This is a genomic window from Cupriavidus sp. FW305-46 (genome assembly GCF_058787075.1).
In genome coordinates this window covers 1-22,828 of record NZ_JBYSZI010000060.1, presented here as the reverse complement: position 1 = coordinate 22,828, position 22,828 = coordinate 1, and the positions used below count along the sequence as shown (strand labels likewise).

The following is a 22,828-nucleotide window of genomic DNA, read 5'->3' as shown; positions in this document are numbered from 1 at the left end:
TTGATCTGGAGATAACCATGGCCAGCGAACCCATTCGCGATCCCGCAAAAGACCACCTGCTGACTCCGCAGAACGCTGCCTTCGTGATCATCGATTACCAACCGGTCCAGGTGAACTCGATCGCCTCGATGGATCGGCAGCTGCTGGTCAATAACATCGTTGGCGCCTCGCGTGCCGCCGTGGCGTACAAGCTGCCGATCGTGCACTCCACCGTCAATGTGAAGACCGGCCTGAACAAGCCGCCGATCCCGCAGTTGCAGAAGGTGCTGGGCGATTTCCCCACCTACGACCGCACCACCATCAACTCCTGGGAAGACGTCGAGTTCCGCGAGGCAGTGAAGGCAACAGGCCGCAAGAAGCTGATCATGACCGCGCTGTGGACGGAAGCCTGCCTTACCTTCCCGGCGCTGGACGCGCTCAAGGAAGGCTATGAAGTCTATGTCGTGGCCGATGCAGTGGGCGGCACTTCCGTGGCCGCGCACGAGGCTGCGCTGCGCCGCATCGAACAGGCCGGCGGCAAGATGATCAGCGTGCCGCAGCTGTTCTGCGAACTGCAGCGCGACTGGTCGCGCAGCGAGACCGTCCCGGCGTTCATGGATCTCTTTATCCAGACCGGCGGCACCGCGGGCATCCAGTTCTCCTACGATCGCACCTGACGTGCAGGCGGGCCGGCATGCCGGCCCGTTCCATCATGCGCCTCGCGCTGCGCGGGGCGCCATCCCTCTTCCTTCTCACCCAACACCGTTCAGACGGGAGCCGGCATGGCCGACTACTATCTCCTTTCGGGCCGCTTGTTCATTGCCTTCATGTTCGTGCTGAGCGGCGCAAACAAGCTGATCTTCTTCAGCCACGGCCTGGACGAAGTGCGCTCGCGCAACTTGCCGTTCCCGCGCCTGGTGCTGTCGCTGACCATCCTCGTGCAGCTGACATGTGGCCTGGCCATCGTGGCCGGCTACCAGACCGGGATTGCCGCCCTCCTGCTGGCGGCCTTCACGCTGGCGACTGCAGTGGTCTTCTATGACTTCTGGAACCAGAAAGGCGCACAGCGCACGCTGCTGTTCACGGGATTTCTTGAGCACATCAGCATCATCGGGGGCTTTGTCATCCTGATGGCGGCGGGGCCCGGAAACCTCGTACTGCCCTTGCGTTGACCGTTCGCGACGGTCCCACCGCCGTGTTCCGAAGCCGCTGCGCAGCGGGACCCGACCAAGCTCACCCCATGAAATCTGCATTACCCACCCTGGCCGCGGCCTGCAGCGCACTGATGGTATCCGTCGCGCATGCGGACGTGGTCGGGCTCCCGCCGATGAACCTCGGCAATACCAGTTTCCTGGATGGCGTCGCCGGACCGGGCTTCCTGTTAGAGCTGGCCACCAGCTACTACCGTGCCACGCGCATCCGCGACGACGCCGGCAATGCCGTCCCCGGCAATCCACGCATCGAGACAGCAGCCATCGTGCCGCATATCGCCTATATATCGCCCGATGTCACGCTGCTCGGCGGCAACGTCGGCGCCGAGGTGCTGCTGCCGTTGGTGTACGCAAATATCCGCCCGGCCCCCGGTACAGGCGATCACAACTTCGCTGCCGGCGATATCCAGTTCAGCCCGTTCATTGTCCAGTGGTCCGGCCAGGCGCTGTTCGGCATGCCGTTCTTCCAGCGCATCGATCTGCTCTTTTCGGCCCCGACCGGGCAGTATGACCACAACCGCCTCGCCAATGCTGGCAGCAACGTCTGGACGGTGACGCCCCACTATGCCTTCACCCTCATGCCGACCGGCAAGCTGGAGGTGAGCGGCAGGCTCAACTACCAGTGGAGCGGCAAGAACACGCAGCCGCCGGCCTCACTGAACGCCGGCTCGGTCCAGCCAGGCGACGCGTTGTCGCTGAACCTCTCCGCTTCCTATGCGATCACCAAGCAGTTGCGGGTAGGTGTGGCGAGCTACATGCTGACGCAGCTCGGCGAGGACCGCATCGACGGCATCCGTCAGGCAAATTCGCGCGAGCGCGTCTTCGGCGCGGGGCCCGGACTGCTGGTGCAAGGGGATGGCTGGCAGGTCTTGCTGAACGCATACAAGGAATGGGGTGCAAGAAATCGCCCGGAAGGGAGCAAGATCGTCCTGCGGGTGCTGGCGCCACTTTGAGTTTGGGGCCGCGCGCGAAGCGCGAATCATGGCGCGCGGCAAGGATGCGCCGGCCCGATTGTGCTCAGCCCGCGCGCGGGCCCTCCACGAACGCGGCGAAGCCGGCAACGAACTCCCTGAGCCGCGCACGCATGCCGGCATCGGTGAGTTCGCCCTGCGCGTCGAATACCTGGCCGGCGCGCGCAACCAGCAGCCGGTTGCCGGTATAGTGCCGCGTGCCCAGCGTCTTGAGCACCGGCAGCCAGTCGTTCTGTGCCAGCACCGTGCCGAAGCCCCCGGCCGAGGCACCGAGGACCGCAACCGGGCGATTGCCGAAGACCACGGGAATATCCCCGGCCGGCCGCGAGAGCCAGTCGATAGCGTTCTTGAAGACGCCGGGGATGCCATTGTTGTATTCAGGCGTGGCCAGTATCAGGCCATCGCTCGCCATGACCTGGTCGCGCAATGCCACCACGGCGGCGGGCAAGCCCTCACGCGCCTCCAGATCCGCATCGTAAAGCGGAATGCCATGGAGGGTGGCGATATCAAGCCGGACCTGCGTGCCCGCCTCAGCCTGCGCCGCCCGCAGCAGTGCGGTGTTGTACGACTGTGCCCGCAGGCTGCCGGAAATTCCCAGGATCTGGATCATTTGTCACACCTCTTTTCATGAGGATGAAGGATACGGCTTTGCTCATTATCCAGCATGATAGAGCCTTGCCGGCGCGGAATGACTCCACCGCGCCTACACACTTGAACTCCCACTCGAATGTTGAAACGAACCGTGATGAAGATACGAGCGGCCCCAGTCTGGCGTTCGCTTGCCGCGGCCTGGCTCGCCGCAGGCGGTCTGCTCGGGACCGCGTCGCACCGCGTGCACGCCGGACAGATATGCGATGCGCCCTATGTCCATGACGGCGGACAGATCCGCTTCGAAGCGGACGGATTGACGCCGATGACAACCATTGCCTTCTTCCGCAACGTCAACGACCTCGAGCGCGACCTTTGTTCGTTCGATCTGGACATCTATTCCAAGTCCGCCCTCCGGCGCTTGATGGGGCCGCCCGTCGAGACCGTGCAGCGTCACCGGCTCGTGATCGACGAACGCTCGGGACAGCCTGTCGTGCGCAGTCTGAATGCACGCGTTCAGGCCCACGGCCAGTACACCGAGCTGGTCGGGGAAATGAGTACCAACTCGAACGGACTGCTGCTGTATCCGCCGGCGCTGACAGAGGGCCAGGTACTCCCCGCGGAAACGTTCGCGTCCCGCTACGACTTTCGTATTGTGGATCGCCGCACCGGCACCACTGTCTCTGATTTCCTTGGTTCCAATGTTCGCCTGACCTTGTCTGAGCGGACGGTGGGTCCGCTGCAGCGCCTGAAGCTTGCCACCGGCACACTGCTCTGCTGGCCGATCCGATATACCAAGTTCGTGGATCCTGGCCGCTTTCGGCTGGTCGATACCGATATCGAACTGGAGCCAACGGTGCTCGACATGACTGACTGGTATTGTCCCGCCCGGCGATTCGTCATGCGCCAGGAAGTTCGCTACAAAAATCAGCACCAGGTTGTCGATGTGGTGGAAATTGAATAGGGCAGCCGCTGAAGGGTTTCGCCATTGGAACACCTGCATTGCATAGCGCCAATCTGTGGCGGAAAAAAGCGCCCGATCAACGGGCGCAAACGGAGACGACCACGGAGGTAAAGCAGGCCCGGCTCCAGAATGAATGTCGCAGCAAACGGCTGCAGGGATAGCAAGGCGGGCCGACATGCCGTCCGGCCCGATGGACACGCCGGCTGTCTCGCCCCCCGTCACTCAATCGACCTGTGCTCCCGAGTTCTTGACGACCTTCGCCCATTTCACCAGATCGTCCTTGATCAGAGCGCGGAACTGCTCTGGCGTATTGGACGCGGCCTCGGCCCCTTGCGCGGCCAGCTTGTCCTGCACGTCCTTGCTATTCAGGACTTTGGTGGCCTCCGCATGAAGCTGGGCAAGAATTTCCTTTGGCGTACCGGCTGGCGCAAGCAACCCATACCAGGAGACCGCGCTGTACCCGGGAATGGCCTCCCCTATCGCTGGCACCTCGGGAATCAGTCTTGACCGCTTCTCTGTGGCCACGCCAAGTACGCGGAGTTGCCCTGCTTTCACGAACGGCATCACACCCGGCAAGCTGCCGAACGTTATGGGAACCTGGCCGGCAACCACGTCAGTAGCCGCTGCAGCCGCGCTCTTGTACGGAACGTGAGTAATATCGATGCCAGCCTTTGCCTTCAGCATTTCCCCGAGCAGATGATTCAGCGTGCCATTGCCCGCGGAGGCATAGTCCAGTTTTCCTGGTTTCGACCTGGCCAGGCCAATCAGATCCTGAACAGACCTGGCCTGGATTGCCGGGTTCGTGACCAGCAGGTACGGCGCCGTCGCCACCAGCGTAATCGGCTCGAAGTCCTTGAGCGGATCAAACGGAATCTTCCGGTATAGCGACGGGTTGATGGTGAACGAACTGCCGACTGTCAGCAGTAGCGTGTAGCCGTCGCGCGGTGCCTTCGCAGCGACCTGGATGCCGATATTCCCACCGGCGCCGGGCCGGTTGTCGACGACAATTGGCTGGCCCAGCACCGCACCGAGTCTTTGCGCCACGATTCTCGCCACGGCATCGTTGGCACCACCAGGCGCTTGTGGAACGATCAGTGTCACCGGCTTCACCGGATACCCAGTCGCCCAGCCTGAGCCGCTTATCAGTAGCGCGGGAACCCAGCCTCCAGTACGGAGAAGACGCAATGCCTTCCCTTTGATACCTTTCAATTCATGTCTCCTTTGAAGCGGCATGCCGCCACTTGTGAAGCATAAGCAGCAAGCCGTGATTCGATGAGGATGAAAGAGGTGAAGGGTGTCGTAAAGCAATAAATGGCGAGCGTGCCATCGCGTTTGGTGATGGCCGAATGGTGGCTACGGGGCGGATGGGTGGGAAGTGAAGCCATGCAGGATGCATCTGACCCGGCCGGACTTTCAGGCGCTAACGCCACGGCTGAACGGAGGCGCCAGCCAAGCCTGGCCTGCAAGGCAAGGTTGCCGTCATTGCCCGCGCTGGCTACGCTGCAAGCGTGGCGCACGCCAGCTTCTGCGTGACGGCCGGCTGGCCGTCCCCGGCCGGCTTGCTCGCCGTTCCTTGCACATATCCTTCCCGGAGATTGCGGCATGGCCATCCAGCTCAACCACACCATCGTCTTTTCTCACGACAAGAAGGTCTCCGCCGACTTCCTCTGCGAGATCCTCGGACGTCCCCCGGCCGAGCCGTTCGGGCCGTTTCTCGGCGTACGGCTGGACAATGACGTGACCCTGGACTTCATGGACGCGGAGGGCGATGTTGCTCTGCAGCACTATGCCTTCCTGGTCAGCGACGCCGAATTCGATCAGGGCTTTGCCCGCGTCCGCGCGCGCAACCTGACCTACTGGGCGGACCCGTACCGCCGCCGCCCGGGCGAGGTCAACACCGACGATGGCGGCCGCCGGATCTACTTCGAGGATCCGAGCAAGCACTTTCTGGAGATCTTTACGATGGGCTAGTGTCCTGCCATGAGCCTTTGACGAGACACTGGCGCCCTGCCACGCCAGCTCGATGCTTTGCAGCGTTGACTGCGCTTGGTTGATGCGGTTGCACCCCATAGAATGAAGTTGCGCCTTGGAAAGCGGCTCTGGTTTCTGCCGCATCAAAGGAGGATGTCATGGAACTTCATATGCAATCGCATCGCTACGCGCACCGGTGGCCGGACTGGCGTGCGGCGGCGCTGGCGGGCCTCGTCGCCGGGGTGGTATTCCTGGTGCTCGACTTGCTGGCGGCCATGCTGATGGGGGCCGGCGTGTGGAAGCCGCTGACCATGATCGCGGCCATCATGCTGGGCCCTGATGTGCTGGCGCAAGCCGCCACCTTCCAGATGAGCGTGCTGGTAGCGGCCGTGGTGGTCCACTTCGTGCTCTCTGTCGTGTTCGCGGTGATCCTGGCAGCGATCATGGCGCCGTTCCGTTTCGATTCGAGCGTCGGCATGGCCTCGGTGGTGGGAGCGCTGTTCGGCCTGGTCCTGTACCTCGTCAATTTTCACGGCATGACTGCCGTCTTCCCATGGTTTGCCGAAGCGCGAGGCTGGGTGACCGCCATTGCCCACATCGTGTTCGGCCTGGTCGCGGCTGACTCGTACCTGAAACTGGAGCGGCACGTGGATGCGTCCGCCGGCGGCACTGGCGGTACATAGGAGAGCAAGCGCAAAACGAGCAGCGGCAAGGCGCGCGATCCATGCAGGCCGTCGCCTATCCCTATCAGCCAGTGCCTGAACGGGGCACCCTGAGGTGCTTCCTGCTGGCCTTGTTCATGCACCTGCTGCTGGGTGCCCTGCTCTACTACGGCGTGCGCTGGCGCAGCGCGGCGCCTGAAGGTGTCGCGGCCGAACTGTGGGAGGCGATCCCGGAAGCCGCAACGCCAGCGCCTGCAATCACGCCGGTGCCAAGCCCGAAGCCGGTCGATGAGGAAGACGCCGACATCTCGCTGCAGGAAAAGCAGCGCAAGGCCGAGCAAGCCGCGCGCGACCAGGCACAAGCACGGCAGCGCGAGAACCAGGCCCGTGCCGAAGCGGCCCGCAAGGAGGCGCAACGCAAGGCGACGGAAGCGCAGCGCCAGGCCGACAATGCCCAGCGCCAGGGCGAACTGGCGCGCTTGCGGTCGCAGGCGGGCAATTCGGGAACACGGGTCGGCTCCGGCTCCGGCACCAAGCCTTCGTCCGGTTATGCCGAGCGGGTCCGGCAGCGGGTCAAGCCGAACATCATCTTCAATGAAGACGTCAGCGGCAACCCGGCGGCGGTGGTGGCCGTGGGCATGGCGCCGGATGGCTCGGTGCTGTCGGCGCGGCTCGCCAAGTCAAGCGGCAATGCGGCCTGGGACAACGCCGTGCTGCGCGCGGTGCAGCGCTCCGACCCGCTGCCGCGCGACGAGAACGGCGTTGCGCCCTCCAATATCCTCATTACCTTCTGGCCCAGGGACGAAGGCGGCTAGTAGTGCCGCCTCCTGTGCCCTGTCCAGGCGCTACGCCTCCATGTAGCCCTTGCGCAGCTTCTCCGCCACCAGCTTGTCCGCCTCGCGCCGTGCCCGCTCGGCGCTGTCGAACGTCTTCACGCTGGTCTGCCCTGTGCTGCCGATGCGGCCATAGGTGACGGAGAGCTCCGCCCCGCGTACGCTGGCGCGCCAGAACTTGCGCGAAGTGCCCTGCTCGAAGCGAAGCGTCCGCACCAGTTCCGCTTGCGCAGCCGATGCCATCGCCGCGTCCGTCCGGGCCTCGCCCGTTGACGCCGCATCCTGCACCGCGGCCGGCTTCGCCAACGGCACCGGGATCTCGACCTCCACGTCCAGCGCGCGATCCTCGCCATCGGCCAGCATGGCCTCGATGCGGGCCAGCACCGCGTCCCGATCGTCGAGCCAGTCCTTGCCGGGGATGTCCAGCACGCGCCAGCCGAAGCTGCGCAGGATGCCGGGGCGGAACACATAGCGCTCGGCGGTGTCCGTTACCGCCTCCGACGGCGCATCGAGCAGGATCGCCAGCGCGTAGCCTTGTCCCGACGCAGCGGCGATGGCCAGGTCGCAGCGGAACTGCGAGCGGCCGACGTTGGCGTGCACCTGGTGGCCGCGCGCACGCAGCGCCTCGGCCAGTGCGTCGCGGACGCTGTCTGGCGTGGGCTCGCGCGTAAAGGCGTCGCGCGCGCCGGGGTTCAGCGCGCCGAGCACCGACTGGGCGCGTTCGAACTGTCCGCGCGCGCTGGCCTGCGCGAACTGCAGGAACGCACGCAGCGCGGCAGCGCCATCGTTGTGCACGTTGGTGATGGCCTCGGCCTGGATCGTCGACACCACCGCCATCCGATGGCGCGCGCGGCTGAAGATCACGTTCAGGCGCTTCTCGCCGCCGCGCTGGTTGATCGGGCCGAAGTTCATCAGCATCTTGCCGTCCGGCCCAGGCGCGTAGCAGATGCTCAGGATGATCACGTCGCGCTCGTCGCCTTGCACGTTCTCCAGGTTCTTGACGAACAGTCCGTTGAACTGGTCGTCATCCTCGCGCACGTACTCGCGCTCGAGGCGCATCGCGAAGTCCGCGTCCTCGGCTGCCAGCGCCTCGAGCGCGGACTCGATGGCGCCCTGCTGCGCCTCGGAAAACGCCACGATGCCCAGGCTCAGCCCGGTCTCGCGGCGCAACAGCTCGCGCACGGTCCGGGCGATGTAGCCCGCCTCGGGCGCATTGCGGCGGTCGGCGTAGACGCCGTCGGCCAGCCGGTGGAAGCTGACCGGCCGCGCCAGCAGCGCGTCGGCGCCCGCGATGCCGGCATCCTCCTGGTCCGAGCGCAGCGCAGGCGCCTCGTCCTCGGCCTGCTCCAGCAAACGGTCGGGGATGGTGACGAGGCGCCCGTCGTAGAACGCCGCGTTGGAAAAGCTGATCAGCGATTCGTGACGGCTGCGGTAGTGCCACGCCAGCAGCGTGGCAGGCAGGTTGCGCGCGGCCTGGTTCAGCAGGCTGTCCGAATCGAGGTTGATGGCGATGCGTTCGCCCTCCTCTTCCACGACGATCTCGTCGTCGCCCTCGGCGCCGCCGGCCGTGAAGAAGCTCGTCGGCGGCAGCTGCATCTCGTCGCCGACCACCACCACCTGGCTTGCGCGGCTCAGCGCGGGCACCGCCTCCTCGGTCGGAATCTGGCTGGCCTCGTCGAAGATCACCACGTCGAACAGGTCCGGCGACAACGGCAGTGTATCGGACACCGACAGCGGGCTCATCAGCCAGATCGGCTTCAGGTCGTTGATGACGATGCCGGTCTCGTCGTCGGAGAGATCGCGGATGGAGCGGTGGCGCATGCTCTTGCCGAACTCGTGCTCCAGTTCGCGGCGACCCGTGGCGTATCGTTTCTTGAACGCCTTGCCGTCGGCGTCCAGCATCGTGGCCGACAGCGAGGACACGCGCACATGCTCGGCGAACTGCTTGTGGCGCGTGGCGCGCACCACCTGGGCGTTCAGCGCGAGCAGCTCGCGCTGACTCTGCGCCACGGCGCGCGCAGCCTGCGCCAGCGCCGCGCCGCCAAAGCGCGCCAGCACCGGGTTCTCGCGCGCGAGACGGCGCAGTGCCTCGTCGGCGACCAGCGCCTCGAGCTGCACCGGTGCGTGATCGAGCCACTGCAGCGTGGCGGCGCAGGCGGGGTCGCCCGCATGCACCGCGCGCAAGAGCGGCAACAGGTCGGGCAGGTCGTCGAGCGCCTCGCGCAGGTCGCGCAGCAGTTCGGCGATGTCGCCGAGGCGCGCGTCGTCGGCCAGCACCAGCCCGTCGCGCACGCGCTGCGCGAGCTTCTCCAGCGCCTCGCGCGCACCGGCCTCGGCGCGCGCCGCTGCGACCGGGTCGACGGCCTGGCGCAGGTGCGCGACCAGTTCGCGCGGGCCTGCGCCTGACTGCAGGCGCTGCTCGAGTTCGCCGAGCGCGCGCAGGAAGGCCTGCATCTCGCTGACGCCGTAGCGCCGGCGGCTGTCGGCATCGGCCGCGGCCAGCGCGGCGCTCGCGGCATGCTCGGCGGCCAGCGCTTCCAGCACCTTGCCGTAGCCCGGATGGACGGCGTGCTTGCCGAAGTCATAGCGGCGCTTCAGTTCGCCGCGCAGCCGCCACCATGTGGGCTGCAGCCAGCGCGCGAACGACGGCTCCAGCCGCCGCGCGAGCGCCAGCGCCGATTCGGTATCGCCGGGGCTCAGCTTGTCCTGCCAGTTCGACGTTGCGGCTTGCGCGTCGGCGAGTGCCTGCGCGCGCCGCTCCAGGTCCGCCCGGATCTCGCGCAGCGCGCCTTGCGCCGGCGAAGCCGGATCGAGCAGGTCCAGATGCGCGGCCAGGCCCGTGTCGAGCAGCCACTGGCTGTCGGCGGCAATTGCGCGTGCCTGTTCCAGCGCGGTGTCCTGGCCGGTCAGGCTGGCGGTACTGTCGAGCAGCGGGTCGAGCGCATCGAACAGCGCCTCGGCGTCATGGCACAGCTGCTCGGCGCGGCCATAGGCGCGCTCGTCGGCCAGCAGTTGCGGCGACAGGCGCGCGAACGGATGCGCGGCCAGGCTGTCGACACCGAAGCGCTCGCGCATCGCGCGGTGCACGCGGTGCGCGAGATCGCGCTGGCGGTCCCAGGCGGCCAGCGCCGGCAGGCGTTCGCGCAGCGCAGGCCCTGCCTCGGGCACAGCGGGCAACGCGGCCACGCGGCGCAGCAGCGCACGCACGCTGTCGCCGAGTGCCTCGGGCGCGCTGGCCATCGCCGACTCGAATGCGTCGATGCGCTGCTGGAATGCGTCCAGCGCCTCGGCGACCTGCGTGCGGCGGGCCGCCAGCGTGTCGCCATCGTGCGGCTGCGCGATCCACTGCTCGTAGCAGGCACGCAGGTCGGCAATGAAGGCCTTCTTGTCGGTCTGCGAGTCGTGGATCAGGCAGCACAGCGAATCCAGTCCGCTTTGCTTGAGCCGGTGGAACACCACGTCGAGCGCGGCGCGCTTCTCGCAGACGAACAGCACGCGCTTGCCGCGTCCGGCGTAGTCGGCGATCAGGTTGGTGATGGTCTGCGACTTGCCCGTTCCCGGCGGGCCCTGGATGATGAAGCTGCGCTGGCTGCGCGCGAGGCCGACGGCGGCGTTCTGCGTCGCATCGGCCGCCACCACGTTCCACTGCTCGGCCGGTGCGAGCGGCGCGGGCGCTTGCGTCTCCACGTCGCGCGGATCGATCGAGAACACGCGGTCGAACGCCGGATTGGCGCCGGGCTCGTCCAGCAACTGCGTGTAGTCGCGCACCAGCGACATCTTGCGGTAGTTGAAGTTGGCGAGCGTCACCTGCGTCAGATCCAGGTCCCAGGCATAACGGTGGCCTTCGGACTCCTCGAGCACGTAGCCCTGGCGCTCGTCGCTTTCAGCGGCGGCGGGGCCGCTCATGTGCGGCTGGCGCGGACCGGCTCCCGGTGTGGCGCCCGCCTCGAAGCGCTGTGGCAGCTCACTCGGCCGCACCCAATGCTCGAACAGAGCGCGCCCCAGCGGCCGGTAGTCGTCCTGCGCATAGCTGTACGGCGGCCGCCACCCGCCGGTGCGCGCGGCGGCCGGGCCCGGCTTGCGGCGCTGGAACTGCTGCATCCGCTGCAGCGCCTTCTGCCGCACCAGCCGCACCGCGGCCTTGTCGACCAGGCGCAGCTCCACCGAGGGCTCCGAGCGGCGAATCTGCGCAAGGATGCCGGCATGGATCTCCTCGAGCGAGGTCTTGCCGAGATCCACCGTCTCACCCAGCCGGATGTCGTACAGCTGGCTCAGGTAGTGGCGCAGCACCGGGTTGAACTCGGCCTCGCCGCCCGCGCACTGGATCACATACTGGTCGCGCACGCCCTTGCGTTTGACCAGCTCCACCGGCAGCCACAGCAGCGGCGTCACGATGCGCTCGTCCGGCGCCTCCTTCAGGTTGTGCCAGCGCAGGAACGCCACCACCAGGCGCAGGTTGCTGAAGCCGTACTCGGCGCGGTCGCGGCGGGTCTCGGCGATCAGGCGGTCCAGCGACGCCGGCAGGTATGGCTGGTCGTCGAAGCGCAGCCAGCGCTGCAGCGACACCGGCTTGCCCGCTACCAGGTCGGCGGCGAACGGTCCGCCCCAGGTGCAGATATGCTCGGGCCGCACGCTTTCGATCTGCAGCATCAGCGGCACGCTGGCCACGGTCACGTTGACGGTGGCCGCGGTCGGACGGAAGTGCAGCAGGCGGTTGCGCCGCGACAGATCGAACAGGCGGTCGCGCAGGTGCGTGAGCACGGCGGCGCGGCGCGGCGTGGCACCGTTCGTGCCGGCCAGCGCGCGTTCGACGTCCAGTCCCAGCGGCTGCTCGCGCCACGTACGCAGCCGGGTCGCCAGCGCGGCGACATCGGTGGCGCGGTCGTGGCGGTTGATCTCGGTCATCTCGACGATCACCGCGGCGACGATCGGATGCAAGCGCTCGTGCAGCAGGAACAGGTTGCGGCGATGCGCCACGAAACTGCGCAGGTCGTCCTCGTCGGCGAAGTCCAGGCCGCAGGCCAGGCTGGCGAGCACCATGCCGAGCAGGAAGACGTCGCCGATCTCGTCGTGGTGGCCAAGCAGGCGTTCCCAGCTGGCCGGGCCGCGTAGATAGACCGGACGTTCGACCGGCGCCGTAGCGTCAAGCTGCAGCACCAGGTCGGTCTGGTCGCGCTGCCCGTCGTCGGCGTGGCCGAGCTGCAGCGCGCCGACGATGTTCAGGCCCGAGGCCGGATGCGGCTGCACGCGATGCACCGCGCCGATGTCCATGACCGGTGCTTCACCATCGGGCCGGCGCAGGCGCAGCGCGCCTTCCTCGTCCACCAGGATGCTGTCGGGATCGAGCGCGGCCACCCTGCCCTGCGCGTGCAGCGCGGCAACCTGCGCGAACAGGGGCAGCACCAGCACCAGGACGTCGTCGGTGGGCAGCGCCGCGCCAGCCTGCGCGTCGACCAGGGCGCGCAGCGTGCGCGGCTCGCTGCTGCCGGCCATATCCGGAATGGTGTTGGTGCCGTGGGTCGTGCTGTCAGTCATGCCCGGCCCTCCCTGGCCAGTTCGCGGTGGAGTTGGCGCTGGTAGCGGTCCAGTTCGCGCTTGCCGAAGCCGGCGTCGCGGCGCAGGTTGCCTTGCAGCGCTTCCAGGCTGCCGAGCGCCTGCGCCACCTGGCCGGCGCGCAGCAGCGCCGCGTCCTGCTGGTCGGGGTCGGCGAGCGCCAGATCCATCATCAGCGCGTTGAGGTAGCCGCGCACGCTGTCGTCGGCCACGTCCGGCCCCAACCCCTCGGGGCCGATCGCTGGTTCGTCGTCGCGCCAGTCGGGGAACATCATGCGCACCTGCGCGAGCACTGCCTCGCTCGCCAGCGGCGTGCCGGCGAGGAAGTGGGCGAGGAAGCCGCGCGTCAGCGCCTGCAGCCGGATCTGTCCCGGCAGGTCCAGCTTCTCCAGCGCCAGCGGGCCGTGCAGGCGGGTTTCGATCCACGGATCGAAACCGGCCGCGCCCTCCCACCACAGCGCCAGCGCGCGCGCCCGGATAAAGGTCTCGGGATGGCTGTGGGCGGCGCTCGCGCCCGCTTCGTGGGCTTCGATCTCGGCCGCCTGGCGCAGGTAGGCGGCCGCGTCCACGCTGCCTATGCCGGTCTGCACCTTGACCAGCGTCGATACGGCCGGCGCCACCGCACGGGCGGCCACGGCGCCGCCGCGGTCGGCGAACAGCTCGGTGTGCAGCGCGTATCGGCGCCAGGTCTCGCGATGGCTGGCGCTGGCGCCGGGCGCGGCCAGCGCATCGTTCAGGATGCGGTCGGCCAGCAGGAACTGGCCGTCGTCGCGCGACCACAGCAGGTAGTGGGCCAGTTCATGGCCGAACACCGCCAGCAGCTCCGGCGGCGACAGCCGTTCCAGCAGCGGCCCCTGCAGGACGATGTGGACCTCCGCGGGCACGTAGACCAGCGAGGCGTTCATGTCCAGGCCCGGGGACTGGTAGAGCGTGGCGGGCGCGTCGATGCCGAGCCGCGCCATCGCCTCGGCCAGCGCCGCGTGCACGTCGGCGTGCGCGTCCGCCTCGATGCGGTAGGTGTCGCGCAGCAGCATCGAGCGCAGTGCCTCGCGGTGATCGGCGCCGGTTGCACGGGCGCCGGCCCAGCGCCAGACCTCGGGCTCATGGCGACGCAGGTAGTCGACCACCGTTGCGTGATAGGCCGGCGGCACCAGCGCGCCGCGATCCGGGGCGTGAGAGTCCATGCGGGACGTTCCAGGGTTGCGTGGAAGCCGATTCTACAGGGGGAGCATGGCGTTGGCGCCATCCATCAGCGCGGGCCATGCCCGTATGGGCATGGCCAGCTTGACGCTGTCGGGGGTAGTCGGAGACGGGAATGCCGGCGCGGGAAGTGGCTGACGGCTGAAGCTGTTGGTTTGGGTGGGCGGCTGATACGCCGCAAGTTTGTTTCTGCCCAACATTTGCTCCGCCAATCGGGCGGAATTCGCTGATGACGGGGCTGCCGCTCCATTTTTGTCGGTCCGCATCCGGTGGCACAGCTTCTGCGTATAAGCGAGAGGACGCCGCCGCGTTCTGCCCTTCTTACCGCAAATCGGAGTACCGCCATGATCCGCCAGCTCGCCAACACGATCTTCGCCACCGCCGCGATTGCAGTCGCCTGCACTGCCGGCATTGCCCATGCCGCCGCCCGCGACAGCGCTGCTGCCGGCGACAAGTCCGGCTGCACCTTCCGCGTCGACATGCGCGACGTCTATAGCAACAGTGCGCGGGCCGGCCGCTTCGACGTCTTCATCGACGGCACCCGCGTCGAGGCTTCACCCGTCAAGGAGCACTCGGTTTCTGGCCTGGACCGTAGTGGCGTGTCGGCCGATCCTGCCCGCAAATTCGACATCTACACTGACGGCGCCCTGGCCGGCATGGACCGCAGCGGTCCTTCAGCCGATCCCGCGCGCAAGTTCGACGTCTATACCGACGGCGCCCTGGCATAGCCCACGCTCAGTGAGCCTGCCCCAGGCAGGCAGCCATCGTCAAACGCGCTTGTGCGCCCTTTGGAACGTATTTCTCCCGGCTCCAAAGGGCGCTTTTTTGCTGGCACGACGCCGGCAGTGCGGCGCGCCGCCGGCGTCCGGGCCGGAGCCCGCGTCAGCCCAGCGCCGGGTAGTCGACGTAACCGTGCGCACCATTGCCGCCGTACAGTGAAGCGTCCTCAAAGGGGCGGTTCAGCGGCTTGTTTTCGCGGAAGCGGCGCGGCAGGTCGGGGTTGGTGATCATCTTGCGGCCGAACGAGACCATGTCGGCACTGCCGCTGCGAATCGCCTCTTCGGCCATCTCCCTGGAGTAGCCGTTGTTGACCATCCATACGCCGGTGTACAGGCGGTGCAGCGCTTCATAATCGAAAGGCGCGTTGTCGCGCGGGCCGCCGGTGTGGCCTTCTACGACGTGGATATACACCGGATGCAGCTTCTCCAGTTCACGCACGACATGTTCGAACAGTGGCTGTGGGTTGCTCTCCAGCGCGTCGTTGACGGGCGAAACCGGTGCCAAGCGAATGCCGACCCGGTCGGCACCGATCTCATTGACCACGGCAGCCATGACTTCGAGCAGGAAGCGCGCGCGGTTTTCGATGCTGCCGCCATACGCGTCGGTGCGATTGTTCGTGCCATCGCGCAGGAAGGCGTCAAGCAGGTAGCCGTGCGCGCCATGGACTTCGACCCCGTCGAAGCCGGCCTGGATGGCATTGGCTGCAGCGGTGCGGAAGTCATCGACAATACCAGCGATCTCGGCCGTCTCGAGCGCGCGCGGGACCGAGCATTCGACGTAGCCTTTGCCGTTGATATAGGTCTTGGCATTGGCAGCGATGGCCGACGGTGCGACCGGGGCCTGGTTGTCCGGCTGGAAGTGCGTGTGGGACATGCGGCCGGTGTGCCAGATCTGCAGGAAGATCCTGCCGCCCTGCGCGTGGACCGCGTCGGTCACCTTCGTCCAGGCGGCGATCTGCTCGGGGGTATAGATGCCCGGCGTATTGGTGTAGCCCTGGGCTGTGGTCGAGACCTGCGTGGCTTCAGCGATGATCAGGCCGACGCTGGCGCGCTGGCTGTAGTACTCGACCACCATGTCGGTCGGCACCAGGTTGTCGTCGGCGCGGCTGCGCGTGAGCGGCGCCATGGCCATGCGGTTGGCAAGTTCGAGCTTGCCCAGCCTGATCGGCTGGAACAAAGCATCCGCGAGAAAGGCTTCTTTCTGTGCGCCCATGAATGGCTTACTCCGTGGTTGGTCTATGGCTTGCAGCGGCCACAACGTTGGTAGCGGCCGGCTGGAACAGGTGGTCGAACATCAGGTCGACGCTGCGGCGCAGCGGCTCGACCGAGCGTTCGAGCTTCATGCGCAGCAAGGCGCCCTCCCAGGCATCCCAGACCAGCCCGGAGAGGTCGGCAGGCGCAATGTCCGTACGGATTGAGCCGTGCGCCTGGGCCTGGCTGATCATGCCGGCCAGGCGTTCGCGCCAGGCCATCTGGGCTGCCTGCAGGGCGGTCCGGCAGGTGTCGCTCGACAAGGCAATCTCCGCCGCAAAGTTGCCGATCAGGCACCCTGCCTGCACCGTCCTGGACAGGTGGTAGGCAATCATCTGGGTGAAGACGTAGCGGATTGCCGCCATCGGCTCTGGCGGCGCGGCCTCCATCATGGCTTCCCACGACCGCTGCAGGTAGTCCGCGTACTGCGCGACGATGACCGCGGCAAACGTTTCCTTGCTTTCGAAATGGTTGTAGAACGAGCCTTTGGGCACGCCGGCGTGGTCGGTGATCTGCTGGATGCCGGTGGCGTTGTAGCCGTGGCGCGAAAACAGTTCGCGCCCTGCCTTCGTCAGGCGGTCAGGGATGTCGGTCTTGTCTGCGGTGCGTGCCATGGCTAAATAATATGACCAGTCGTCTTAAAAAGTCAAACGATCCTGGTCATCGCGGCTATCTTTACGGTATGCAGTTGCGGGCACCCAGAATTGGGTGCGGGCTACTTGTGGCGTGGGCGTATTCTGGGGCAATCCACCTCGTCATGCGGCCGCGCCACGGCGCGCCCCTGGAGCTGGTATTTGGAAAAACCCGTGCCCACCACGCCATGGTCGGTCATATCGTCAACCGCGATGATGCGTCGGCTCATGTGCTGGCCTCGCCCATCCACGTCCAGACAACCAGCGCTTCATCTGATGGCGAAAGCCCGAAGCGGATCATCGGCATCCCTTTTTGCCGCAGGATGCCGGACTTGCTGGCCACCCAATCCGCCTGAGGGTGTCCGGTCGGAAGCGAGGCGCGCCAGATGCCGGACAGAGGTGTGGTTTCGCCTGAGCGCACCGTGACCGGATCGCCGGTCTGCGTCGGCGGTGCGTTCACGCGGAAACGCACACCATCCAGCAGCCTGTCCCAGAGGGCTACAGCTTCTTCGTCCGTCAGCGAGGCCTGATCCGCAGCGCCGATGCGATTGGCCGCCACCTTGGTGTACATCTTGGCGCCGATCACTGCCGGATGCAGCGTCGTTCGCTCCCTGCCAACAGCTTCCCACTCGAAGTCATGCGTGCCATCCGCACGGCGGACCAGCGATTCTTCCCCTTGCCAGACGCCGACCGTGCGCTTGCCCTCGCGCAGGGTCGTCAATTTCGGGTAGCGGCTACCCAGGTACTTCCTTTGCTCGGCAATCGAAGTCAGCAGACCAGGTTCGCCGTCCACGCTGGCCAGCTTGTTGGAGTCCACCGAAAAGCTGACATCGGGCAGGCTGGGCAGCCGAATGCCCGCGCCAAAGATCTCCTGATAGCTGCCGGACGCGTCCGCGACGAAGCCGTGGTCGATGCAGACGCCGGGGGCAGTGGGAATGTCTGCGTTGTCGCGTGCTCGGATGCCACGCACCAGGGGGGCAAGTTCCTCGCCACCATAGAACCACTCGAACAGATTCGAACCAGATGCCACGAAGGTATGCGCCATTTCCACCCCGTAGTCGATTGAGAGTTGGTCTTCAAAATATCGAATTTCCCAGCTTCGCGAGGTTGCCGCCTGACCAAAATAGCTAATCTTGGCAGTTCGATCCTTACTAAGAATCTCGCGACGAAATGACTCCGCTCGCTCTTTCAAGCGTTCCGCTTGTCCGATGTGCGTAATAATCTTGCCGGGAAACTCCCGGAAGCCCCACCGCAACTCGGCTTCCGCCGGAACCTCCATCACATAGCGGCCAAAGCACACCTGCTTGGTCTTGGCGAAGAGAGGCTGCAAGCGCGGCGACAGCGCAACGGGTTCCGACATCTTGTTCTCCGGATACGCAAACGATTGGCAGCCCGCGAGCAGCAGGCTGGCCAGAATGATTGCAAAGCCACGGCGGGTCATCGGTCCCACCATGTCGCGGTGTTGGCAATCTTGATGATCGAATACAGCGCGCTCGCCAGCACCTGGTCATTCTGATAGCTGCCCTGATGCTCGTAGCCGGTTTGCCGGAATAGCGTCCCGCGCACGGCTTCGGCGGACGCCTTGGCGGGCACCGTCTGGTCACCTGCGTCAATCGGTGGCTCCAGGCGCAGTGTCAGCGGCTGTCTGCTCTTGGTGCGCACCACGATGCGGCCCTCGGCATCCTCGCTCTCGATGGTCCACGTGAGTGGGTCGCCATGTGGCGCCAGATCGGCCGTCTCCGCCCGCCAGGTCACGCTGCCGTAGGACTTCTGCGAACTGTCTTCGCCGTAGCTGGCATAGGTCGTGGGGTGGTACAGGTTCTTGATGTTCTTGTGGAAAAGCTGCGCGGCGGCAATCCGTTTCTTCGCGAGCGCATATGGATCTGCACGCTCATATTTCTTGCCCGCCGGATTGATCCAATCCGGATTCAGCAGCCGCCACCAAGCCTGAGGATTGCGCGTGTAGATGTCGTAGACCGGGTCGCCCACCGCCATCGGCGGCGCAGGCTTGTCCACGCCCAGCTTCTGATGCAAGTCCAGATCGCTCAGATACGCCTTCAAGGGTGCATCCGAGGTAATCGGCAGCGCCATGGCCTGCCGGTAGTCGCCGGTCTGCAGACGCAACCATCCTCGCGGATAGGAGGCGGTCGGCAGCAGCTCCAGTGGCCCCGAGGCATTGGCAAAGACCGCCGTCACTTCCTTGCCCGTTCTGCCCATGACATTGCGGGCAATATCCCCAACCAGATTGTCCTGCACGTCGGACCCTGTACGCACGCGCTTGTAGGCGGCCCCGGCCCCGAGCGCAGGCTGGACGCTATGGTAGACGCCGAGAATCCTGTCCTGCGCGTTGCCGTAGTCCGGATGCAGCAGTGCCCGGGCCACCAGGCCACCCATCGAGTGCGTGACCACGATCACCTTTTCGCACTGCCGCCCGTTGGCCGTGTACATCCCGATGATTTCGTCGATGCGCCTGGCCAGCTTCTTTGCGGACGTGCCATTGCTTTCCAGCCAGTTGTAGCCCATCGCGTAGACCGGATACCAGCAGTTCGCCACGCGCAGGACATCGGCCTCGGTCAGCGCATCGCCGGCGCCGCCCCAATAGGCGGGGGTGACGCCCAGCACTTCCACCTTCTTGCCCTCCTTCCAGGTCGGCGAGAGTTCCCCGGCCACCAGCATGTCGTTCAGGTGAGCCTCCATGAGCTTGATCACCTCACCGTAGGTCTCGAACATGACTTCGCTCCAGCCGCGCCAGCGCGCCTTCTGCGCGGCGGTGGCCTCGTGCTTGCCGCGCCTGGCCTTCCACTGCTCGGCGGCAGGCGGCAGTGGCGCGCTCATCAGCAAGCCGATATCGGGCAGCCCATCGGGGACGTTGCCGTGCCGCTTGTCGGAATTGACCGTCTCTTTGCCGGTCATGTCGAACCTTCCGGCGTCCTCGGTGATCTCGTAACGGTCCACTTCGGTTTCGTCGGGATCGAAGTTCATTTGCCGCCGGCCCGGAGAGTCGTTGCGGCGGGCAAGCGTGTCCCCAGTGTCATCCGGCCGCCAGGCAATGTTGTCATCGCGCTCAAGATCCTTCTGCCGCTTCCGGCTCATGCGAAGGTGGCTCCCCATGATGCCCGGCAGGAAGATGACCGGAATCACCTTGTCAGGCGGCACCGGCAGACTGACGCGGCGCGTGTCGGTCGAAGGTGTGAGTGCAACGACGGCTCCGGCGTGCCCGCCAATTTCTTCGCCGGTTTTCAGATGGATGCGATCAGCGGCCACTTGCGGACTCCAGAATCTGAATCATGATGTTTTCGGCGCCTTGGCTTTGCTGGAGCTTGGTCAGCCCATCGGGGCCGGTGACGCCCTCGATCACGCTGCCGTCGGATTGCGTCAGGCGGAATTTCCGGTTCCTGGCGGGCGAGCCGTCGGGCAGATGCAAGTACACCTCCTGATCGAAATCGCTCTGCGGTAGCGCCAGGGCGCTGGGGTTCATGCCATCCGGGCCATCGACACTGAAATCGGTCGCGTGAATCTGCCTTACCCCGCTCATGCCCTCGACGATCTGCGAGGGAGTCACGCGCATATAGGTCTGTCCGACCTTCAACAGAATGCCCTGGTCGGCCTCGAGAACGATGTCGCCAAGCGCGCGGAAATGAATGTTGCGTTTGGCGGTGCCCTTGATGTCGCCATCCTGCGCTTCGAGCGCAATGTGGTCCGTGGCGGCCACCAGCCGTATGCCGAGGCTGTGCGCGAACAGCGCAATCCGTCGCGCCGCGCTGGCAAAGATGCCGCCGCTGCTGACGATGGATGCGTGCTTGCCAGTCGTGACAGCCAGATGCTCGCCGCTGTGCAATTGGGTGGATTTGGCGGTCGTCGCGGCCAATCCTGCTGCCGACGCAAGGACGAGATGAGGCGCGGTCAACTCGCCATTGACCTCGCCCGAACCGCGGATTTCTTCATCCTGGGCCTTGAGCGCCTTGGCGACGTCCTGCTGTTCCTCATCCTGCGCGTGATGGTGCTGCGCGAGCTGGCCCATGATGTCGTGGGCATGCTGGGCCTGCTGCAGCCGGTCAACCGTCTCGCCCATGTCCTTGTGGTGCGCCCTGGCATCGGGCCGGGCCTCGGTGCTGATCAGCAGGCCATCGCCGCCGCGCACGGCACCGTGCCCATCGGTGCGCAGTTCGAAGCCGTTGCCCCGATGATCCTGGCGACCCCGGTGGTCCTCGATGCGGCTCAGGTAGCCCAGGCTCAGTTGCGAGCGCTGGTAGTCCGAAGACAGCTGGGACTGGATTTGCCCCTTGGTATCGTCGAACACCAGATGACCGCTGCTGGAGCCGTCATGCTCGCGGCTGCGGATGCCGGTCAGCGCATGCTGATGCGGTAGCTGCCACGGCGGCATGTTGAGGCTGTTCGGCACCGCGCCCGTCACGATGGGCTTGTCCGGATCACCGCCGTCCAGGAACATCACCAGCACTTCGCTGCCGATGCGCGGGATGCTGACCTGGCCGTACTGCGAACCCGCCCATGGCGTCGCCACGCGCACCCAGCAGGACATCTTGTTGAAGCGGTCCCACGGAAACTGCACGCGCACGCGCCCGAAGCGGTCGGGCCATACGGTATGGCCTTCGGGGCCAACTACCGTCGCGCTTTGCGGGCCAGTGACCACTGGCCACGGGATGCTCAGTGCCGGGCGGAAGACCTCATGGGTGGGGTGACACTCGAATTCGACGCGGCATTGCCACCGCTGGCCTTCACCCGAGGCTTCGGCCACGTCTTCCAGCCTGAGGTTGGCGCCAAGCACCACGTACTCGCGGTTGGCCGCCTGCTGGGGGTGTCCCTTCACGTGCATGGTGCAGCCGGGCACCACCGCGCGCAGGTTGCCGGTGCCAAAGCAGCGCAGGCCGCGCGAACGGATCTCCTCCATGCGGATGCGCGCGATCATGTCGCCTTCGTCCCACGGGCGGTTGTCCGTGGCCGGCTGGGCATGCTCGCTAGGGAAGTCGTACACTTCCTGGTGCAGCGCGCCAGTGTTCAGGCCCGTGTCTCGCGGGTCCGAACTGCAGGCGGTCAGGTTGCCGCGCGGCTGGGTGAAGCTGTAGGCATTGGTCGTGTACTTGCCTGCGACCACGGCATCGACGACCGAAAAAGCATCGAGGTGTTCCTGATCGACCCTGACGCCAGGCGGAAGGATTTCCAGCACCTGATACGCCTCGCTCTGCATGCTGAAATAACCACCGACGTGATCGACCAGAACCAGGCGGTGCTTGCCGTCAGAATGTTCGAAGAACCACGATATTCCCCAGTGCTGCATGAGGCGGGCGATGAAGGTGTAGTCGCTCTCGTCGCACTGGGTGCGGTAGACCCGTCTGGGGTATTTCGCCACGTCGAGCCTGCGCTCAACCGGAAAGGAGTACGCAGACAGGACCTCTTCGATGATCTCGATATCGGTGCGGTTCTCGAAGACGCGGCTGTTCCTGTTCTGGGAGGCGATCCAGAGCCAGGGACGCAGCGTCAGTCCGTAGACGAAGTGCCGCCCTTCGGCGCGCAGGTAGCGGGCACGATCGACAATGCCGCTGATCTCGCGCGTGCCTGCGCCAATGTGTCCCGCCAACCCCGTACCCATGCCGTCGAGTTCGATATGCACGGTCAGCTCGCGCCCGTTCATCTCGCGCAAGTCGAAGTTGCCTTCCGGGCCGTGGAAGTTGTAGGCCTTGTCTGGCGTTTTCAGTTCGATGTCGTATTCGAACAGGCCGCAGACGCCTTCCTTGCCCTCCAGGCGTACGAAGGTGAAGGGGGATTGCCCGAGAATTTCCGGCAAGGCGGGGCCGGAGACCGTGACGGTGCGGGCGGGAAAAGGCAGATTGTCGCGGATACCCATGCGAGCGGCCTCCTGAGAGAGGATTACCGCATGGCACCCGTGTTACGCGCGAAGCACCATCTGCGGAGCGCAGGCGATGTTATCCGCAAAACGGACGTTACACGTGTCAAAGATTGCAACGTTTATCCAAGCCACAGCAAATTAAGACGATTCCTAGCCATCATGCAGCATTTTCCGCTGCTGCCAGCAGTGCCGCCCAGCCCCGATGATCGGAAGCCCGATCAAGGGCGGCTCTCTCGCCGGGTAGCCAGCGCACATTTTGTCGAAAGTTGCCAGAACGTTTTCCGGACCACCAAAGACAAAACCCCTCGCAGCACACGCTGTCGAGGGGTTTTGGGAATAAGAGCCTGGCGATGACCTACTTTCACACG

19 protein-coding genes are annotated in these 22,828 nt (G+C 65.8%); 8 read left to right on the top strand and 11 right to left on the bottom strand.

Going from position 1 to position 22,828, the window contains the following annotated elements; genetic code table 11:
* Positions 1-17 precede the first annotated feature (17 nt).
* The 3 genes from AC3WON_RS24925 to AC3WON_RS24915 all read left to right on the top strand — a co-directional run bounded on the left by AC3WON_RS24925 (position 18) and on the right by AC3WON_RS24915 (position 2,143).
* A complete protein-coding gene (locus AC3WON_RS24925; protein WP_035827404.1) occupies positions 18-656 on the top strand; it encodes a hydrolase in 639 nt (212 codons plus the stop codon).
* A gap of 105 nt (positions 657-761) precedes the next feature.
* On the top strand, positions 762-1,151 hold the full coding sequence (locus tag AC3WON_RS24920) for a DoxX family protein (RefSeq protein ID WP_492317708.1): 390 nt from the start codon (positions 762-764) through the stop codon (positions 1,149-1,151).
* A 113-nt stretch (positions 1,152-1,264) separates the two neighbouring features.
* Positions 1,265-2,143: a SphA family protein gene (locus AC3WON_RS24915; RefSeq protein WP_492352939.1), complete on the top strand. Its 879-nt coding sequence runs from the start codon at positions 1,265-1,267 to the stop codon at positions 2,141-2,143.
* A 64-nt stretch (positions 2,144-2,207) separates the two neighbouring features.
* On the opposite strand, the gene AC3WON_RS24910 is transcribed toward AC3WON_RS24915, so the two are convergent.
* Entirely contained in the window at positions 2,208-2,771 is a 564-nt protein-coding gene (locus AC3WON_RS24910) for an NADPH-dependent FMN reductase (RefSeq protein WP_492317706.1), read from the bottom strand.
* Positions 2,772-2,888: 117 nt separating this feature from the next.
* Here AC3WON_RS24910 and AC3WON_RS24905 point away from each other — a divergent pair, with 117 nt between their 5' ends.
* Positions 2,889-3,713 carry a hypothetical protein gene (locus AC3WON_RS24905; protein WP_492352938.1) on the top strand — a complete coding sequence of 275 codons (825 nt, stop codon included), beginning with the start codon at positions 2,889-2,891 and terminating at the stop codon, positions 3,711-3,713.
* A 222-nt stretch (positions 3,714-3,935) separates the two neighbouring features.
* Here AC3WON_RS24905 and AC3WON_RS24900 read toward each other — a convergent pair whose 3' ends face one another.
* Positions 3,936-4,922, bottom strand: a complete 987-nt coding sequence (locus tag AC3WON_RS24900; RefSeq protein WP_492352937.1) for a tripartite tricarboxylate transporter substrate binding protein — start codon at positions 4,920-4,922, stop codon at positions 3,936-3,938.
* The gene (locus AC3WON_RS24895; RefSeq protein ID WP_492352936.1) at positions 4,919-5,098 is read right to left on the bottom strand and encodes a hypothetical protein; all 180 of its coding nucleotides are present in this window, start codon (positions 5,096-5,098) and stop codon (positions 4,919-4,921) included. Before AC3WON_RS24895 ends, AC3WON_RS24900 begins: the two co-directional genes overlap by 4 nt.
* A 217-nt stretch (positions 5,099-5,315) precedes the next feature.
* On the opposite strand from AC3WON_RS24895, the gene AC3WON_RS24890 reads away from it, so the two are divergent.
* The 3 genes from AC3WON_RS24890 (at position 5,316) to tolA (ending at position 7,161) form a co-directional block, all read left to right on the top strand.
* Complete coding sequence (locus AC3WON_RS24890; protein WP_492317702.1) at positions 5,316-5,684, top strand: VOC family protein; 369 nt, start codon at positions 5,316-5,318, stop codon at positions 5,682-5,684.
* Between the two features lie 158 nt (positions 5,685-5,842).
* The gene (locus AC3WON_RS24885) at positions 5,843-6,367 is read left to right on the top strand and encodes a hypothetical protein (protein ID WP_492317701.1); all 525 of its coding nucleotides are present in this window, start codon (positions 5,843-5,845) and stop codon (positions 6,365-6,367) included.
* 41 nt (positions 6,368-6,408) lie between these two features.
* Positions 6,409-7,161, top strand: coding sequence for a cell envelope integrity protein TolA (gene tolA / locus AC3WON_RS24880; RefSeq protein WP_492352935.1), 753 nt, complete (start codon positions 6,409-6,411; stop codon positions 7,159-7,161).
* Positions 7,162-7,191: 30 nt separating this feature from the next.
* Here the strand turns inward: tolA and AC3WON_RS24875 are convergent, their stop codons facing one another.
* Positions 7,192-12,714, bottom strand: coding sequence for an AAA domain-containing protein (locus AC3WON_RS24875; RefSeq protein ID WP_492352934.1), 5,523 nt, complete (start codon positions 12,712-12,714; stop codon positions 7,192-7,194).
* The gene (locus AC3WON_RS24870; RefSeq protein ID WP_492352933.1) at positions 12,711-13,916 is read right to left on the bottom strand and encodes a M48 family metalloprotease; all 1,206 of its coding nucleotides are present in this window, start codon (positions 13,914-13,916) and stop codon (positions 12,711-12,713) included. Before AC3WON_RS24870 ends, AC3WON_RS24875 begins: the two co-directional genes overlap by 4 nt.
* A 360-nt stretch (positions 13,917-14,276) precedes the next feature.
* On the opposite strand from AC3WON_RS24870, the gene AC3WON_RS24865 reads away from it, so the two are divergent.
* Positions 14,277-14,660 carry a hypothetical protein gene (locus AC3WON_RS24865; RefSeq protein WP_492317697.1) on the top strand — a complete coding sequence of 128 codons (384 nt, stop codon included), beginning with the start codon at positions 14,277-14,279 and terminating at the stop codon, positions 14,658-14,660.
* A 154-nt stretch (positions 14,661-14,814) separates the two neighbouring features.
* On the opposite strand, the gene AC3WON_RS24860 is transcribed toward AC3WON_RS24865, so the two are convergent.
* From AC3WON_RS24860 to AC3WON_RS24835, 6 genes are all read right to left on the bottom strand, one after another.
* Positions 14,815-15,924, bottom strand: coding sequence for an alkene reductase (locus AC3WON_RS24860; protein ID WP_492317696.1), 1,110 nt, complete (start codon positions 15,922-15,924; stop codon positions 14,815-14,817).
* A gap of 7 nt (positions 15,925-15,931) precedes the next feature.
* Positions 15,932-16,576 (bottom strand): TetR/AcrR family transcriptional regulator, encoded by a 645-nt coding sequence (locus AC3WON_RS24855; RefSeq protein ID WP_492352932.1) that lies wholly within the window; start codon positions 16,574-16,576, stop codon positions 15,932-15,934.
* A gap of 101 nt (positions 16,577-16,677) precedes the next feature.
* Positions 16,678-16,824: a hypothetical protein gene (locus tag AC3WON_RS24850; RefSeq protein ID WP_492317694.1), complete on the bottom strand. Its 147-nt coding sequence runs from the start codon at positions 16,822-16,824 to the stop codon at positions 16,678-16,680.
* Complete coding sequence (locus AC3WON_RS24845) at positions 16,821-18,035, bottom strand: T6SS immunity protein Tli4 family protein (RefSeq protein ID WP_492352931.1); 1,215 nt, start codon at positions 18,033-18,035, stop codon at positions 16,821-16,823. The genes AC3WON_RS24850 and AC3WON_RS24845 overlap by 4 nt, the downstream gene beginning before the upstream one ends.
* A complete protein-coding gene (locus AC3WON_RS24840; protein WP_492352930.1) occupies positions 18,032-19,858 on the bottom strand; it encodes a lipase family alpha/beta hydrolase in 1,827 nt (608 codons plus the stop codon). The genes AC3WON_RS24845 and AC3WON_RS24840 overlap by 4 nt, the downstream gene beginning before the upstream one ends.
* A complete protein-coding gene (locus tag AC3WON_RS24835) occupies positions 19,848-22,457 on the bottom strand; it encodes a type VI secretion system Vgr family protein (RefSeq protein ID WP_492352929.1) in 2,610 nt (869 codons plus the stop codon). The genes AC3WON_RS24840 and AC3WON_RS24835 overlap by 11 nt, the downstream gene beginning before the upstream one ends.
* Positions 22,458-22,828 lie beyond the last annotated feature (371 nt).